15 protein-coding genes and 1 tRNA gene are annotated in these 16,481 nt (G+C 65.0%); 4 read left to right on the top strand and 12 right to left on the bottom strand.

The genetic code is table 11. The annotated features are described in order from the left end of the window. The first annotated feature begins 17 nt into the window (after positions 1-17). Both Q7J44_RS11545 and Q7J44_RS11540 read left to right on the top strand, forming a co-directional pair. Positions 18-218 (top strand): hypothetical protein, encoded by a 201-nt coding sequence (locus Q7J44_RS11545; RefSeq protein WP_304879988.1) that lies wholly within the window; start codon positions 18-20, stop codon positions 216-218. 157 nt (positions 219-375) lie between these two features. Further along, a complete protein-coding gene (locus tag Q7J44_RS11540) occupies positions 376-1,491 on the top strand; it encodes a tyrosine-type recombinase/integrase (protein ID WP_304879986.1) in 1,116 nt (371 codons plus the stop codon). Positions 1,492-1,508: 17 nt separating this feature from the next. On the opposite strand, the gene Q7J44_RS11535 is transcribed toward Q7J44_RS11540, so the two are convergent. After that, positions 1,509-1,584: transfer RNA gene (locus Q7J44_RS11535), tRNA-Thr, on the bottom strand. A gap of 183 nt (positions 1,585-1,767) precedes the next feature. Between Q7J44_RS11535 and Q7J44_RS11530 the strand changes: the two genes are divergently transcribed. Further along, positions 1,768-2,793 (top strand): SIS domain-containing protein, encoded by a 1,026-nt coding sequence (locus tag Q7J44_RS11530; RefSeq protein ID WP_304879984.1) that lies wholly within the window; start codon positions 1,768-1,770, stop codon positions 2,791-2,793. Next, entirely contained in the window at positions 2,793-3,917 is a 1,125-nt protein-coding gene (nagA, locus tag Q7J44_RS11525; protein ID WP_304879982.1) for an N-acetylglucosamine-6-phosphate deacetylase, read from the top strand. Before Q7J44_RS11530 ends, nagA begins: the two co-directional genes overlap by 1 nt. Here the strand turns inward: nagA and Q7J44_RS11520 are convergent. From Q7J44_RS11520 to Q7J44_RS11470, 11 genes are all read right to left on the bottom strand, one after another. Continuing rightward, complete coding sequence (locus Q7J44_RS11520; RefSeq protein ID WP_304879981.1) at positions 3,914-5,596, bottom strand: hydantoinase B/oxoprolinase family protein; 1,683 nt, start codon at positions 5,594-5,596, stop codon at positions 3,914-3,916. The two genes, nagA and Q7J44_RS11520, sit on opposite strands and share 4 nt — an antisense overlap. Next, entirely contained in the window at positions 5,589-7,610 is a 2,022-nt protein-coding gene (locus tag Q7J44_RS11515; RefSeq protein ID WP_370693000.1) for a hydantoinase/oxoprolinase family protein, read from the bottom strand. The genes Q7J44_RS11520 and Q7J44_RS11515 overlap by 8 nt, the downstream gene beginning before the upstream one ends. Beyond that, a complete protein-coding gene (locus Q7J44_RS11510; protein ID WP_304879977.1) occupies positions 7,610-8,305 on the bottom strand; it encodes an ABC transporter ATP-binding protein in 696 nt (231 codons plus the stop codon). Before Q7J44_RS11510 ends, Q7J44_RS11515 begins: the two co-directional genes overlap by 1 nt. Beyond that, positions 8,292-9,011, bottom strand: a complete 720-nt coding sequence (locus Q7J44_RS11505; RefSeq protein ID WP_304879975.1) for an ABC transporter ATP-binding protein — start codon at positions 9,009-9,011, stop codon at positions 8,292-8,294. The genes Q7J44_RS11510 and Q7J44_RS11505 overlap by 14 nt, the downstream gene beginning before the upstream one ends. Beyond that, entirely contained in the window at positions 8,999-9,943 is a 945-nt protein-coding gene (locus Q7J44_RS11500) for a branched-chain amino acid ABC transporter permease (protein WP_304879973.1), read from the bottom strand. The genes Q7J44_RS11505 and Q7J44_RS11500 overlap by 13 nt, the downstream gene beginning before the upstream one ends. Further along, complete coding sequence (locus tag Q7J44_RS11495; protein ID WP_304879971.1) at positions 9,940-10,818, bottom strand: branched-chain amino acid ABC transporter permease; 879 nt, start codon at positions 10,816-10,818, stop codon at positions 9,940-9,942. The genes Q7J44_RS11500 and Q7J44_RS11495 overlap by 4 nt, the downstream gene beginning before the upstream one ends. A gap of 68 nt (positions 10,819-10,886) precedes the next feature. Next, a complete protein-coding gene (locus tag Q7J44_RS11490; RefSeq protein ID WP_304879969.1) occupies positions 10,887-12,167 on the bottom strand; it encodes an ABC transporter substrate-binding protein in 1,281 nt (426 codons plus the stop codon). Between the two features lie 88 nt (positions 12,168-12,255). Beyond that, a complete protein-coding gene (locus Q7J44_RS11485; protein ID WP_304879967.1) occupies positions 12,256-13,602 on the bottom strand; it encodes a hypothetical protein in 1,347 nt (448 codons plus the stop codon). Beyond that, on the bottom strand, positions 13,599-14,180 hold the full coding sequence (locus Q7J44_RS11480; protein WP_304879965.1) for an amino acid synthesis family protein: 582 nt from the start codon (positions 14,178-14,180) through the stop codon (positions 13,599-13,601). The genes Q7J44_RS11485 and Q7J44_RS11480 overlap by 4 nt, the downstream gene beginning before the upstream one ends. Further along, positions 14,173-15,009, bottom strand: a complete 837-nt coding sequence (locus Q7J44_RS11475) for a UPF0280 family protein (protein ID WP_304879964.1) — start codon at positions 15,007-15,009, stop codon at positions 14,173-14,175. Before Q7J44_RS11475 ends, Q7J44_RS11480 begins: the two co-directional genes overlap by 8 nt. Further along, on the bottom strand, positions 15,006-16,445 hold the full coding sequence (locus Q7J44_RS11470) for a 6-hydroxynicotinate reductase (RefSeq protein WP_304879962.1): 1,440 nt from the start codon (positions 16,443-16,445) through the stop codon (positions 15,006-15,008). The genes Q7J44_RS11475 and Q7J44_RS11470 overlap by 4 nt, the downstream gene beginning before the upstream one ends. Positions 16,446-16,481 lie beyond the last annotated feature (36 nt).

The following is a 16,481-nucleotide window of genomic DNA, read 5'->3' as shown; positions in this document are numbered from 1 at the left end:
TTCTTCGAGGATGTGCGATGGCAGATTTGCAGCCTTTCATGGTCACGCGCAGCACCGCTGCAAAGCTGCTGGAGCTGACCTTTCACGAATTTGACCGCCTGATCCAAGGCGGCATTCTGCCTCGAGGGCACTGGCTGGACTCGCATATCGAAAGATGGCACGTCGATGAGCTGCGCCAAGCGTGCCAAAGGCCCCTATCCGAGAGGCTGCAGGGATGACGCGCCGTGTCACCGCCGCAGAGCTGCATCGCGCCGCCCAGGTGGCGGTTAAGGCGGGTGTCGCTGTGACCATTCAGGCCCCCGATGGCACGACTTACCGAATCTCCCCGGATCTATCACCCTTGCCGCTTGGTTCGGCCGAAAGGGAGACGGATGAATGCGACAAAGCGTTCGGGTTATCAGGATGAAGGGGCTATGGGTGCAGCCGCGCGACGGCCGCGCATTCTATCGCACCCGCAAGGGCGGCAAGAGCAAGCTGGTGGCCCTGCCTGACTTGCCCCACGATCACCCTGACTTCATCGCCGCGTGGGCCGAGGCGGCGCGCGACGGCAAGCCTGCTGAAAAGCCAAAGCAAGGCACATTGGCCAGCACCTGGAGCGCCATGCGCGGAAGTGCCATGTTTGCCAGCTGGACGCCCGTCTACCGCGCTAAGGTGGCCCGTCAGTTCGACGCGATCTGCGCCGCAAAGGGCCACGTCAGCGCCCGCGCCATCCGTGACCCGCATATCACCAAGGATGTGGCCGAGGCCCCCAGCCCGGGCGACCGCCTGAAGGCGTGGCGCGCATGGGGCACCTGGTGCAAGGAGCGCGGGCTGATTCTCGAGAACCCGGCGCTGAAAGTGCGCATGCCCAAGGCGGTGAAGGCCAAGGGTAAGATCGGGCACCGGCGCTGGACAGACGAAGACATTGCCAAATTCCGCACCCGCTGGCCTATCGGGTCAAGTCCGCGCGCGATGATGGAGCTGCTGCACTGGACCGGCGCACGAATCAGCGACGCTGTGCTGCTGGGCCCGCAAATGGTCGATGGCGACGGGGTCCTTATCTTCAGCCAACAAAAGACCAGCGACCGCGCCTATGTGCCGTGGAGCTGCGCCCTGCCATCGTATGCGCGGGAAGCTGATCGACAGGCCATGCTGGCCGCAATAGCGGGCTTTGCAGGCCACCTGTGCTTTGTGCCGGCGCAGGGCGGCAGGCCACGGTCTGCCAAGGGTGCCGTCACGATGATGTTGAAGGCCTGCACCGAGGCAGGAATCGACGCCACTGCCCATGGGCTGCGAAAAACCCGTGCGGCGTCGATCATCGAGGGAGGCGGCACCTCCAGTCAAAGCGCCGCCTGGACTGGCCATCAATCGCTGAAATTGGCGCAGCACTATCAGCGCGAATTTGACCGCAAGGGCGCTGTCATGGGCGTGGCCGAGAACGAACCGGGTGCAAATTTGGATACAGGTAGCCCCGAAAAGGGAAACAGAAGGCGACAAGAACTTGACAAATAACGATCTTTATAGCCGGGTGGTGCCCCAAGACGGACTCGAACCGCCGACCCCATCATTACGAATGATGTGCTCTACCAGCTGAGCTATTGGGGCTACGCGACACGTCCCTTAAACGGTCGCTGCTGTTCCTGCAAGACTTAAACGCGCGGGGCTGTCTGGGGTGCGGGACGATGGTGGATTGCGCTTTGGCAAGCTCTCGGGGATCTTGTGCAACGAGCAGGCCAGCGGATGCCAACATGGCGGTGCCGGACGGCGGAATGACGAAAGGAACAGACCATGACGCAGAGCAAGATGGCCCGCGAAGTTGCCGAAATTCCTGCGGCTGCCGCACGGTTTCTTGACCAGACCGGGCCAGCCGTCCGCGATGCGGCGGCGGCGATGCGCAGCCTTGATCCGGGCCTGCTGATCACGGTTGCGCGGGGGTCGTCCGACCATGCGGCGACCTATCTGAAATACGCGGTCGAGCTGCTGGCGGGGGTGCCGGTGGCCTCGGTCGGGCCATCCGTCGCATCGGTCTACGGTCGCCCGTTGCGGCTGAAAGGCGCGGTCTGCATCGGCATTTCGCAATCCGGCCAAAGCCCGGATATCGTTGAGATGATGCAGGCCGCCCGGACCGGCGGGGCCTTGTCGGTTGCGATCACCAATTCGGCGAACAGCCCGATGGGTCTTGCGGCGAACCATTGCCTTGATCTGCAGGCCGGGGTCGAACACAGCGTTGCGGCGACCAAGACCTTTGTCACCTCGGTTCTGGCGGGCCTGTCGCTGCTGGCCGAATGGCAGCAGGATGCGGCTTTGCTGCGGGCGCTGGACACGCTGCCCCACGCGCTGGAAAAAGCGCTTGCGCTTGACTGGTCGCCCTTGGCGGCCCGGCTTGCGCGGGCGAATTCGGTCTATGTGCTGGGGCGCGGGCCTGCCTTTGCCATCGCGAATGAATGCGCCCTGAAGCTCAAGGAAACCTGCGGCCTGCACGCGGAATCCTATTCCGCGGCCGAAGTGCTGCATGGCCCCGCCGCGATTGTGCAGGCCCAGTTTCCGGTTCTGGCGCTTGGCGTGCAGGATGCAGCCTTGCCCCATGTGGTGACCACGGCGGAACGTCTGGCGCGTCAGGGGGCCGATGTGTTTTTGACCGGGCAGCCGTCGCAGGGTGCCACGCTGCTGCCATCGGTGCCGGACCTGCACCCGCTGGTCGCGCCCCTTGTGCTGGCAACCGCCTTTTACAGTTTTGTCGAAGGTCTGGCGCGGCGACGTGGCTTTGACCCCGACACGCCGCCGCATCTGCGCAAGGTGACGGAAACCGTCTGATGACCACAGCATTCATCGGCGCAACGGTGTTTGATGGCACGGCGCTGCACCGCGATGCCGTGCTGCTGACCGACGGGCAGATGGTGACCGGCCTGTCCGCCACCGTGCCACAGGGTGCGGCGGTGATCAGGCTGACGGGCGGGATACTGGCCCCCGGGCTGATCGATCTGCAGGTCAATGGCGGCAACGGGCTGATGGTCGATGACCAGACCGATGCCGGCACGCTGCGCGTGATCTGCGAAACCCATGCGAAGCTGGGCACCACCGGGCTGTTGCCGACCCTGATCACCTCCACGCCGCAGGCCACCGCCCGGGTGATTGCGGCCGCGGTTGCCAGCATCAGTACGCCCGGCTTTCTGGGCCTGCATCTGGAAGGGCCGCATCTGGATGTGCGCCGCAAAGGCGCGCATGATCCGGCGCTGATCCGGCCCATGGGGGAGGAGGATCTGGCGGTGCTGATCGACGCGGCCCGGCGCCTGCCGGCGCTGATGGTCACGCTGGCCCCGTCCGCGGTGCGCGCGGATCAGATCACGGCACTGGCCGCTGCCGGGGTGATCGTCAGTCTGGGCCACACAGAGTGTACGTTTGCGCAAGCCGAGGCCGCCATCGCGGCGGGTGCGCGCTGCGCCACGCATTTGTTCAACGCGATGGGCCCGCTTGGCCACCGTGAACCGGGGCTGGTGGGCGCGGTGCTGACGCATGATATCGCGGCAGGCGTGATTGCTGATGCAATTCACGTGGCACCGGCGGCGCTGCGCATCGCTGTTGCAGCGCGGCCGAAGGGGCTTTTTCTGGTGTCAGACTGCATGGCCGCTGCGGGCAGCGAGCAGCAGACGTTCACTCTGGGGGGCCGGACGATCATCCGCCGTGACGGGCGGCTGACGCTGGAAGATGGCACGCTGGCCGGGGCGGATCTGACCCTGCCGCAGGCCATTGCGGTGATGGTCAACACGGTCGGCGTGCCGGTTGAGCGGGCGCTTGCGATGGCCAGCAGCATTCCGGCGCAACTGATCGGGCGCGATGATCTGGGCCATCTGAAGGCGGGCGCGCGGGCCGATCTGGTGCATCTGACCGATGCCTATCAGGTCAGCGCCGTCTGGCAGGGCGGGCAAAAGCGGCTCTAACCCGGCCAGTTCCACAGTGCGTGGGCCTGCGCCGCTGTATAGCGGCCCAGCTGGATATCTTCCGCGATCAAGGCCGGGTCACGCAGCAGCGGGTCGCCAAAGCCGCCGCCGCCGGGGGTGCGCACGCGCACCCTGTCGCCGGGGGCCAGCACAATATCCTGCGCTTTCGACAGGTGTGGCGGCACAAATGTCTCACCCCCGCGCATCACCTCAACCCGGTTCACCCCGCCATCCTGCCCGCCTTGCGCGCCCAAAGGCCCGGTGCGGCCATGGTCCATCACAAAGCTCGCCCGGGCCTGACCGCGCAACAGCTCAATCTCGTAATCCAGACCGAAGCCGCCGCGATGGGTGCCCGCCCCGCCGCTGCCTTCGTGCAGGGCGTAGTGGCGGTACAGCACCGGGAACTTCTGCTCCATGATCTCCACCGGCGGGGCTTTCGAGATGCCGATGGTCGAACAGCCGTTCGACAGCCCGTCGTGACCCGCGTTGCCGCCATAACCGCCGCCGGAAATCTGGTACATCACATAGTCCTGCCCAGAGTCAGGATCATGGCCGCCCAGCCCAAAATTCCCGCTGGTTCCGGCAGGGGCTGCCGTCACCCGGTCCGGAATCGCCTGAACAAGTGCTGCAAAGACAGCCTCGGCAATGCGCTGGCTGACCTCTGCTGCGCAGCCCGACACCGGGCGCGGGTATTGGGCATCAAGGAAGGTGCCTTCGATGCCGGTAACGGTCAGCGGCTCGAACGCGCCCGCACTGATCGGCACATCGGGGAAAATATGGCGCATCGCCAGATAGACCGAAGACAGCGTGGTCGCCCGGACGGAATTCATCGGCCCCATGCAGGGGGGCGAGCTTTGCGAGAAATCAAAGGTCAGCCCGTCGGCGTTTTTAGACACTGTAACGGCGATTTTCAGCGGTTCATTCACCACCCCATCGGAATCGACGATTGCCGTCGCGCTGTAGCTGCCATCGGCAATCAGCCCGATCATCGCCCGCATCTGCTGTGCCGCGCGGACCCGCATTTCGGCGATTGCCTCCGTTACCGCGGCATCACCGTAACGGTCGAGCAGCACTGCCAACCGTTCCGCCCCGATCAGCAGGGCACTGGCCTGCGCCTGCACATCGCCGATGCGTTGATCCGACACCCGGATGTTGGAGCAGATGATCTGCCAGATTTCCGTGTCTAACGCGCCCTTTTTGAACAGTTTCACCGGGGGAATGCGCAGCCCCTCCTGCTCGGCGCTGATTGCGCTGGCGCTGAACCCGCCGGGGACCATACCGCCGGTATCGGGCCAGTGCCCGGTATTGGACAGCCAGCAATAAATTGCGCCATCGCGCCAGACCGGCATGGCAAAGCGCACATCCATCAGATGGGTGCCGCCCAGATAGGGGTCGTTCACCATGTAGATGTCGCCCGGTTCCGGTGCTGCGGTCAGGCCGCTGCGGATGCGTTCCACAATCGTCCGGGTGGAAAACTGCATCACGCCCACAAACACCGGCAGCCCTTTGGAGCCCTGGGCGATCAGGCTGCCATCTGTCGCGCTGTAAATCCCGTCTGACCTGTCGTCGGCTTCCGCAATCACCGGCGAAAAGGCGGCGCGGCTGAAGGTCAGGTCCATCTCGTCGCAGACCTGCTGCAGACCGGCCTGAATAACGGCGAGGGTGACGGGATCAGGCATGGGGCACCTGCACGATAAGGTTGCCATCAGGGTCCGAGGTGACGTGGCAGCCCGGGTCTATCACGATTGTCGTATCCATCTGTTCAATGATCGCCGGGCCGGTCAGGTGCAGATCCAGCGGCAGGTGGTCGCGCCAGTACACCGGGGTGTCCACCCAGCTGCCGAACCATACTTTGCGCGACTCTTTGGGTGCAGCTTCGGCCTTGCGACCCGCCCGGTCGATCAGGGCCGACAGATCCATTTCTGGCCGCTCACCGATGACAGAGACGTTCAGGTTGACCAGATTGGCCCGGATCGTCGGCAAGGTGACGCGGAAGCGTTGGTGATAGGCGGCTTCAAACAGCCGTTGCAGATCGTCACGCGACGGTGTGCCGTCGGGCAAGGCCACACGCAGCAGATGTGTCTGGCCGACAAATTGCATATCCGCCGAAAACTCGGTGCGCACCGAGGCAAGGCGGATTTTCTCTGCCCCGATCAGACGCCGCCCTTCGGCGTCTTGCTCGGCCAGAATCCTTTGCACAGTGTCGATTTCAACGCTGTCGAGTGGCCGGTTCAGCGTGCGCACAAAATCTTGCCGCAGATCGGCCACCACGCAGCCCAGCGCATTTGTAATCCCCGGCCGCGCCGGGATCAGCACCTGCGGCACCGCCAGTTCGCGCGCCAGCGCCACCGCATGCAGCGGCCCGGCCCCACCAAAGGCGAACAGCGCGAAATCCCGCGGATCGGCCCCCATCGAGATGGACACCATCCGGATCGCCCCGGCCATATGGATGTTGGCAATCCGCACCACCGCCTCGGCAGCTTCCTCAACCGACAGACCCAAAGGCGTGGCGATCTGATCCGCCATCGCCGCCCGTGCCGCCTCTGCCGCTTGCCCGAAGCGCGCGGCGGGCAGGCGGCCCAGCAGCAGGTTGGCGTCGGAAATCGTCACCCGTGTGCCGCCCCGGCCATAGCACACCGGACCGGGACTGGACCCGGCGCTTTCCGGCCCCACCCGCAGCATTCCGGCGGCATCCAGTCGCGCGATAGACCCGCCACCGGCGCCCACCGTGCGCACATCGACCATCGGCACATGGATCGGCATGGCATATTCCACCTCGATCTCGTTCGAGACCGGGGCGCGGCCGTCGCGGATCATTGCCACATCGGTAGAAGTGCCGCCCATATCATAGGTCAAAAGGTTGGTCATCCCCGCCCGCCGCCCGGTGGCCACCGCCGCCATCACGCCCGATGCCGGGCCGGACATCACGGTTTTCACCGCCTCTTTCGACACCGACCGCGCCGAAACCATGCCGCCATTGCCGTTCATCACCAGCAGATCATGCGCATACCCCCGCGCCGCCAGCTGATCGGCCAGACGGCTGACATAGCGCTCCAGCAGCGGCTGCACGCTGGCGTTGACCGCCGCCGTCACCCCCCGCTCATACTCGCGGCTTTCCGACAGCAGGGCATGGCCCATGGTGATGTGATCGTTCGGCCAGATCTCGGCCACGATCTGCGCCGCGCGGCGTTCATGCGCCGGGTTGGCATAGGCGTGCAGGAAATGGATCACCACGCTTTCACAGCCCACATCCCGCAGGCGCAGAGCCGCTCTGCGCACGGCGGCTTCGTCCAGCGGCGTCAGGATGTCCCCCCGCGCATCCATCCGCTCCGGCACTTCGAACCGCAGATCGCGCGCGATGATCGGCACGAACTGCCCGTGCATGCCATAGGCATGCGGCCGGGTGCGCCGCCCCAGTTCCAGCACATCGCGGAACCCCATCGTGGTGATCAACCCGGTCTTGGCCAAGGTGCGTTCCAGCACGGCATTTGTGGTGGTGGTGGTGCCATGCACGATCAGGTCGATATCGGCCAGATCCGCCCCCGCCTCCTCCAGCGCGCTCAGAACACCGGGGGCCTGATTGGGCAGCGTTGTGGGCACCTTGGCCAGCCGGACCGCCCCGGTTGCAGGATCAACGATCACCAGATCGGTGAAGGTGCCGCCAACGTCAATGCCCGCGACCAGACCCGCCATCATACCCCCACAAACTGCCGGAACAGGGTCGATTCCGCTGTCAGGCCCTCACGCGCGACATCGGCTTCCACCCTGCCATGCGCCATAAAGGCCACCCGGTCCGCCATGCGCAGCACGGTATCCACCCGTTGTTCCACCAGCACAGTCGCCAGCCCCGTATCGCGCAAGCGCAACACGGTATCACGGATCAGCGCGATCATCGAAGGCTGCAAGCCTTCGCTGGGTTCGTCCAGCAGCAGGACCGACGGTTCCAGACACAGCGCCCGCGCGATGGCCAGCATCTGCTGTTCGCCCCCCGAAAGCGTGCTGGCCACCTGATCCAGCCGTTCGCGCAGGCGCGGAAACAGGCCCAGCACGAAGTCGCGCGTTTTTGGCCCCTTGTTGCGGGTCAGCAGGCCAACCTCGATATTCTCGGCCACGGTCAGCGGCCCGAACAACCGCCGCCCCTGCGGCACATAGGCGATGCCGTGGCCGGGCACCTTATGCGCGGGCAGGCGGTGGACCGGCACACCATTCAGCGTGATCTGCCCCGATTGCACCGGAACCAGACCCATGATCGCCTTTAGCAGGGTCGATTTTCCCGCGCCGTTGCGCCCCATGATGCAGGTCACCTGCCCGGCCTGTGCGTGAAAAGACAACTCACGCAGAATGGTGACCGGGCCATAGCCAGCGGTGATGCCTTCAACCCGCAGCATGATCGCCCCCCAGATAGGCATCCTGCACCGCCGTGTTGGCACGGATAGCGTTCGGCGTGCCCACGGCCAGCACCTGACCGAAGTTCAGCACTGTGATCCGGTCGGCAAGATCCATCACCACATCCATGTTATGCTCGATCAGCAGAATGGTGGTCTGCGGCACAAGGGACCGGATCAGCGCCTTGAACCCGTCAATCTCACCCGATGCCAAGCCTTGGGTCGGTTCATCCAAGATCAGCACCAGCGGGCGCAGGGCCAGCCCCATCGCCACCTCCAGCAGCCGCTGATGGCCATAAGACAGCGTGCCCGCCAAGGACTGGTCCAGCCCGGTCATCCCGACCCGTGAAAGCGCCTGCGCCACCTCTGCCGCCACATCCGCCGTCCCCTGGCTTTGGGCTGCCAGTGCCACATTGTCGAACACCGACAGGCGCGGATAGACCGAGGTGATCTGGAACGTATAGGCCACGCCCTTGCGCACCCGCAGATGCGCCGGCAGGCGTGTGATGTCTTCGCCGTTCAGGGTGATCGCGCCGGATTGCACCGGAATCCGTCCCGACAGCAGGCTGACAAAGGTGGTCTTGCCTGCGCCGTTCGGCCCGATCAGCCCGTGAATCTCGCCTTGTTCCAGCGTGAAATCCACGCCATCCACCGCGCGCAATCCGCCGAAGTGCCGGGTCAGCCCCGTGGCCTTGATCACGGCAACCATCGCCACACCCTTTCGCGCAAGGTGCCCAGAATGCCCTTGGGTGCGAACAGAACCAGCCCAACCAAAGCTGCGCCGACAACAAACAGATAGGCGTCGGTGTAATTGCTGGTGATGTCGATCAGATAGAACATCAGCAGCGCCCCCAGAAACGGCCCCAGAACCGTGCCCGCGCCGCCCAGAAGCACATAAAGCATCGGCAGGATGGAATACTGAATGGTGGCAAATGTGGCCCCGACATAGCCGAACAGCATCCCGTAAGCCGCCCCTGCCGCCCCGGCGTAAAGCCCCGACAGCACCAGCGCGATCAGTTTGACCCGGAACGGATCAAAGCCCAGCATCCGGCTGCGTTCCTCATTTTCGCGCATCGCCACCATCACCCGGCCAAAGGGTGACCGCACCAGCCACAGGCAGGCCAGCAACGCCGCCGCGAACAGCACAAAGGCCGCCGTAAACCGGGGCGTGTCGGTGCTCAGATCAAAGCCGAACAGCACCCGGCCTGTGCGCGCCACCACAAAGCCTTCGTCCCCGCCGGTCCATGTGTTCAGATACAGCAGGGCCAGATACCCGGCCTGCGCAAACATCAACGTGACGATCATGAAACTGACCCCTGCCGTGCGCAGCGCCAGCAGCCCGACCGCACCGGCCAACGCCCCGCCTGCCAGCAGCCCCGCAATCAGCGCAGGCATCGACAGCCATTCCAGATGCCAGACCGGCAGCCCCATGCCATACATCCCGGCAGCAAAGAACAGCGCATGGCCGAGGGACAAAAGCCCGGTGTAGCCAAAGGCAATGTTGTAACCCATGGCGAACACCGCCAGCACCATGATCCGCGCCAGATTGGTTTCGTGATAGGAGGGCAGCACGAATTGCGCTGCGAAGACTGCCAGCAGTACCAGCAGATGCAAGGTCCATGCCTTTGCCCCCCCGGTCATTCCTTCGCTCCGAACAGGCCCTGCGGGCGGAATACAAGCACCAGTGCGACCAATAGTGTGGCGATGATCTTGGCAAGTGTGGGCGAAAAGAACATGCTGATGATCCCGTCTGACAACCCGATCACCAGCGCCGCCACCAGCGTCCCCCGGATGGACCCTAGCCCGCCGATGATCACCACGATGAACGACAGCAGCAGCGGATCATGCCCCATCAGGTAATGCGCTTGCTGGATCGGCACGATCAGCACAGCCGCCGCCGCCGCAAGCGCCCCGCCGAGCGCGAAAGTGCCGGCATAGACCCTGTCCACGTTGATGCCAAAGGCCTGCGCAGTTTCCCGGTCCACCTGCGTGGCGCGCATCACCAGCCCGGCCCGGGTGCGGGTCATGAACAGCCAGACCGCCACCAGAATGACCACCGCCGCCAGCACCACAAACATCTTGTAGCCGGAATAGCCGAACCACGGCAGCTGGATTCGCCACTGGAACGGCGCGACCACCGGGCGGGCATCGGGGCCGTAGAACGTCAGCGCTGTCTGCTGCAGCATGTACAGCAGCCCGATCGTGGCCACGATCGTGGCCTCGGGGTCGTAGTTCAGCCGTTTCAGCACCAGCGTATCGGTCAGCGCCGCAATCACCGCCACGATCAAGGGCGCAATGATCAGCGCCGCCAGCCAGGCAATCGCGGGCGGAAACGGCAGGTAATAGGTTACAAACCACGCCAGAACCGCGCCCAGCATGTAAAACTCGCCATGCGCCACATTGACCACGCGCATCACGCCGAACACCAGCGACAGACCCACGGCGGTCAGCGCCAGCACCGCCGCCATCACGGTGCCCTCCAGCACGGCCAGTAGAAGGAACGGACCGAAGCTCAAACCGGCGCGCCCCCTTTGGAGGGGGCGGGCTGCGCATTCAGTCCTGGCATGTCAGGCAATGGTCGCACTCAGAAGCTCTGCGTGGTGTAGTCAACCGCGTCTGGGTACATGCTGTCTTCGATGCTGGTGGTGTGCACCTTCACCAGCTTGCCGCCTTCGACCTTGCTGATGAACTGATGGCCGAACACCTGATGGGTCTTGCCGTTGAACACCTTGTCGCCCTGCACATGCGCCAGGCTTTCCGGCATATCGGTCATCGCCTCGACCGCCTCGACAAACTTCTGCCGGTCGGCGGTGCTTTGATAGCCCGATGCCTCCATCCCGGCCTTGATGATGTGCAGCGTCTCCCAGACGGAAAACATATGCGCATAGGTCGACACGTCCTTGGCGTCTGAGACCGAGGCACCATTGGTATCGACGCCCACGGCGGCGCGATATGCCACCTCATGTTCTGATGCATCGGCCTGCTGCGTCCGGCAATGACCTTCCCAGAAATGGGTACCCTCCAGAAACTCCAGCCCCGGTGAGGCGATGTCGACCGCCTCCAGCGAGTCGATGAAGCCAAAGATCTGCGGCTTGGCCCCGGTGCCATAGAACTCGCCCAGCTCTTTCACAAAGGTCAGAACCGCCGGGCCGACCATGACGTGATACAGCACCTCGGTCTCGCGCGGGATCTGCGGCAGATAGCGGGTAAAGCTGGTCTCGGTTGGCGGCACGGCGATTTTGGCGATCACTTCGCCACCCCCGGCCTCTACCGCAGCGGTAAAGAAATCGCGGTGGTCGTGACCGAAGGCATAGTCGGGGAACACCATGGTGACCTTTTTGCCAAGGTTCGCCAGAACCCACGGTGCCATAGAGCTGACCTGCGCCCGCACGTCGGTGATCCCGGGCTGCATGGTCCAGCGGTTCAGCATGCCGCCCGCCACATGGAAGCCTTCGGAACAAACGAGGTAAGGCACCTTCAGCTCGCCTGCGCGGGGGGCCGATCCGATGACGACATGGGAAAACAGTGGCCCGAAGATCAGGTCGCAATTGTGCTGACGGGTCAGCTTTTCCACCACCTCGGCCCCGCGTTTCGGGTCGGTGCCATCATCTTCAAACACAATCTCGACCGGGCGGCCGTTGATGCCGCCAGCGTCATTCACCACCTTCAGCGCGGCCTGCGCCGTGCGTTCATACCAGCGGCCATAGGCGGCGCCGATGCCGGTGCGGTGCAGCTGGAACCCCAGCTTGACGGGTGCTGCCTGTGCCCAGACGGGTGCGGCAAAGCCAGCTGCCAGCAGCCCGGCCCCCGCGCCCTTCAGCACAGAGCGCCGCGATGGTGCCACCCCGATAAGTTTTTGTGTCATGTCAAACATCTCCACTGTTGCGGGGCACCTCTGCGGGGGCCTCTGGGTTCAACCTTTTGCCGGGACGCCGCATTTGTCCACGATTTTCTCAGCCTGTCCGCGCGGTGGACAGCAACCACAGCCCCAGCACGGTATATCCGACCATCAGCACCGTCATCGGAAAATGCGCCATCGCCCGCATATTGCCCACCAGCCGCAGCGACAGCAGCACCGCCAGCAGATGCGCGCCCAGGATGGCGGCAAACTGCGCGGCGTAAATCATGGGCATGATCGTCTGATCGGTCAGAAAGCCGAATGAGACATAAAACGGCGGCAGGCCCAGATAAGCATCACCGCGAAACCACGGGTCGTTCAGCGCGGCCAGCGTGTATTGCCCGGCGGTCAGCAGGGTCACCAGATAATGCGCCGCGTGATAGCCCGCTGCGATGGCCAGAAACGACAGCATCACCGGCCCGGTGGCAAAACGCGCGCCGCCAATTGCCCGGCCCAGCCGGATCACCGCCCAAAGCGCGGCAATGGTGACCGCCCAGACCGAGAGCAGCCCCAGCGTGTTGACCCCCATCACCGCCGAACGCCCCGTCGGTTCCAGCGGGTTCTCGCCAATGACGGAATGCCACCAGAAGGTCTCCATCAGCCCGTCAAAGGTCAGCGCCGACAGCGCCAGCGTGATGAACGCCATGGCAGAGGTGGACAGCGGGGCCATCCGCACCACCTGCGCCCCCGGCCAGCCGCGCATCAGCCGGGCTCGGGTGCCCTCAATGTCCAGCCAGAAAGGGGCGACTTTGGCCAGATAGCCCATCAGCACGGTCAGAAACTCACCCTGCTGCAACCAGTCCTCCCCCTCGGCGACGGCAAGCGCAAAGATCACCAGCCAATAGGTCAGCGCCGTCTTGGCCAGCACCAGCGGATCATCGGGCGACATCGACACCAGCTGAAACCAGACGAACCCGGCATAAAACACCACCGCAGGCCAGTGCCCCAGCCGCGACAGCCCGACAGATCCGGTCCGGCCCAGCAATGTGCGGGCAATGCGCACAGGCGCGCTCCACGGATTGATGGGGCGCCACAGATTGCCCAGCAGCATCGACCCCAGCGGCACCGCGATCCAGACCCCGGTCCAGAACACCAGCGTCATCAGGTTGTGCATCGGGTCGCGGGCACCGAAGATGCCGATGAGGATGAGGCCAACAAAGCACAGGAATGACAGGTAGGACGACACCGAAACCGGCACAAGCACGCGCCGTTCCAGCACCGGCACCGCCTCCAGCCTTGGCAGGCGCTGCGCCATCGCACCCATGATGGCTGTCACGGCCACGGTCACCGCCGCCCCGGCAATGTAATGCCCGGTCGGCAGCGTCAGGATGACCGAGGGCGGCAAGGCGCAGGCAAACGCCGCGCCGGGCAGGAGCGTGAGGGCCCCCGCAAGCGCCCTCATCTCAACCCATCCTCGCCCTTGACCTGATGCAGTTCCAGCCCGCCCATGCGCGAATGCACCCGCCCGCCGCGCGCCATGGCCAGTGCAAACAGTACCTCACCCGCACGCGGGCCGTCTTCGCAGGCCACGGTGATCACATCGAAACGCGACCGCACATAGGCGGCGTTCAGATGGCCCAGCGGAATATCCAGCGTGCTGCCCATGTGGCCTACCTTCATCGTCGAAGGCACAATCGCCCGGCATTCGCCAAGGCGTTCGCGCATCCCGTAGCCACCCGCCACATGCCAGATTGCGCCATGTTCACTCTCGCCGTTCTCCCCCACAATGGCACCCTTGCCATAGGCGTCAATGCCATCGCGCCCGCCCATGGCCGCGACCAGCCGGTCGGTCAGCAGCAGCGCCAGCGGTTTCAGCGCCTCCATCGCCGGGATCAGGTCTTCCTGATAGCGCCCGGCAAAGGGGTTGGCGCAGATGGCATAGATTGCCCCGCGCTGGGCGGGTGTTTCGGCGATGGGGCCGCCCTCGTGCAGGATGTCTTCAATCTGGACAGTAATCTTGCGGATGGCAAAGTCAGACAAGTGCAGGCTCCTTCAGGGCAATCGGGCCAAGTGTGCGCATCTCAGGGTGCAGGAAAAGCGCGGCAGCTTCAATAAGCCCGCGCGTGCGGAACATCCGCGCCGCAGTGATCCCGGCAGCAAGCGCGCGGGTGATGTCAGTTGCGGTCAGCCCTGCGACCCCGACCGTCACCTGCCGCAACCCCAGATCGCTGTCGGCGTGCAACGCCTCTGCCGGGCGGCGGCTGATACCCGGATGGCCGGGCAGGTCGACCGCATTGGCGATCATTGTGGCTGCCGCATCGGCCATGGCCGCCGTCCGGCCCAGCACGGTCACGGAATCGGCAATCCCCAAAGACCAGCTGCGCCCGCGCCAGCCCGAGGTGGCAATGCCGCGCACCGCATCTTCGGCCCGAACGGTGACGCGATCAGCAAAACCGGGCCGCGCGGCAATCGCACAGCTCAGGCTGTGCCCCGGCATCAGATGCAGCGCAATGTCGCCGCCGTTGTTGACATAGGCGCGCGTCACGCCGGGCATCGCCAGTGCGGCAAGTATCGCGTCGGCCACCGCCCCGGCCACTGCCGCCATCGGCGTGATGAAGCGGGGGGCATAGGGGGCTGTGGCCTGCGCCATCGCCTGACCGATGCTGCCGGAAGGCTGCCCGCCCTCTTGCCGCAAAATTGGCAGTTCCGGGGCCAATTCCGCCAATACAGAGCCGAATTTTGCCGTTGCGCGCCTCTCCCCTTCGGCCACCGCCTCCCGGTCTCCCCAAGCCTGCGCGATGATGTCGATCGGCCCGTGCTGCAGGTGCAGCCGTCCGTCCGGCAGGCGGGCAACCATTGCGCCGGTCATGGCCGGGCCTGCAGATGCGCCTGCGTCTGGTACTCGCCGCCTGCTGCCCGGGCCTCATCAAGATTTCGGATCGCGCTTTCATGTCCGCCCATCGCCAGATAGGCACCACGGGGCAGAGTGAATTCCAGGGGGGCAACCAGCGCCGGGGTGGGCACATAGCCAAAGGCCCCGGCGGGGAGGCGTGTGACATCCACCATGAAGGTGATGCCGCCCCCCGGCCAGACATAGCACTCCGCCCCGCCACTGGTCAGCCGGGTCTGACCCGCCTGCACCGACCGGGTCAGCCGCACCGGGTTTTGCGTGACCCCGGCGCGCAGGGAGCCACCGGCACCGCCCATGAACAGCACGGTGCAAAGCGAAGGCTCACAGTTTTCGTCAATCAGGCCCACCGTCGCGCGCAGAGCCTCTGGCAGGGGCTGTTTATGCGGGATCAGAGCCTGATCCAGCACGTAATACCCGAACTCTTCGCCGGTGGTGGAGACCATCAGCAGCGTCAGCCCCGGCCTTGCCCCGCGCCGCGCCTCCCACGGGGCAAGAATCTCCAGCGGGTCGGTCAGTTGCGTGCCACCCCAACCCAGACCCGGTTCTGACACCCGGAAATAGCGGCCCGGGGTCGACCGGTGCCCTTTGATCCGGATGCCCGTGGGCTGCCAGCCCAGCACCTTGCCCGCCTGATGTTCGCTGACCACGCCGGTGATGTGGTCATCGACCACCACCACCTCATCCACCAGCCCGGCCCATTGGCTGGCAAACATCCCGATGGTCGCCGACCCGCAGCCAACCCGCATCCGCCGTTCCGGTGTGCCATCGACGATGGGCGGCTTGCCCGCCTGCACCGTTACGGCAGAACCGCCATCGATGGTCAGATCCACCGCAGCGCCGTTGCACAGCGCCAGCAGCGCGGCGCAGGTCACACGACCTTCGGCCTTGCTGCCCCCGGTCAGATGATGCACGCCGCCAAGGCTGAGCATCTGGCTGCCGTATTCGGTTGTGGTGACATGCCCCACCGGCTCGCCTTGCGCGCGGACGATGGCGCCTTCGGCACCCAGATGGCGGTCGGTGTCGATCTTCACCTTGACGCCGCAATAGGAAAAGATCGCCTCTGTCACCACAGTGACCATATCGGCCCCTGCGACGGTGGAGGATACGATGAAGGGCGCGGGCTTGTAGTCAGGATAGGTGGTGCCCGACCCGATGCCGGTGACGAAGGTATCCACCGGAAACGGCTCGCCGTCCCAGTCGCGCGTGGCGAATGGCACGATGCGACCGCCCGACTCGACGGTGCGCGACAGCAGCACCACCGGATCGGTGCGCAGGATGCGGCCCTCGACATTGGCATAGCGGTCGCAGGCCCCGGTCTGGCCCGGGGCGATGAAGCACATCACCGGGCAGGCATCGCAGCGGATTTTTTCGGCGGGTGTGGGAGTCGGTATCATGTCATGGCATCCGCTGCGCCGGGGGGAGATGGCGCA

This window comes from Pseudotabrizicola sp. (assembly GCF_030656345.1).
GTDB lineage: Bacteria > Pseudomonadota > Alphaproteobacteria > Rhodobacterales > Rhodobacteraceae > Pseudotabrizicola.
This window is presented reverse-complemented; position numbering and strand designations above follow the sequence as displayed.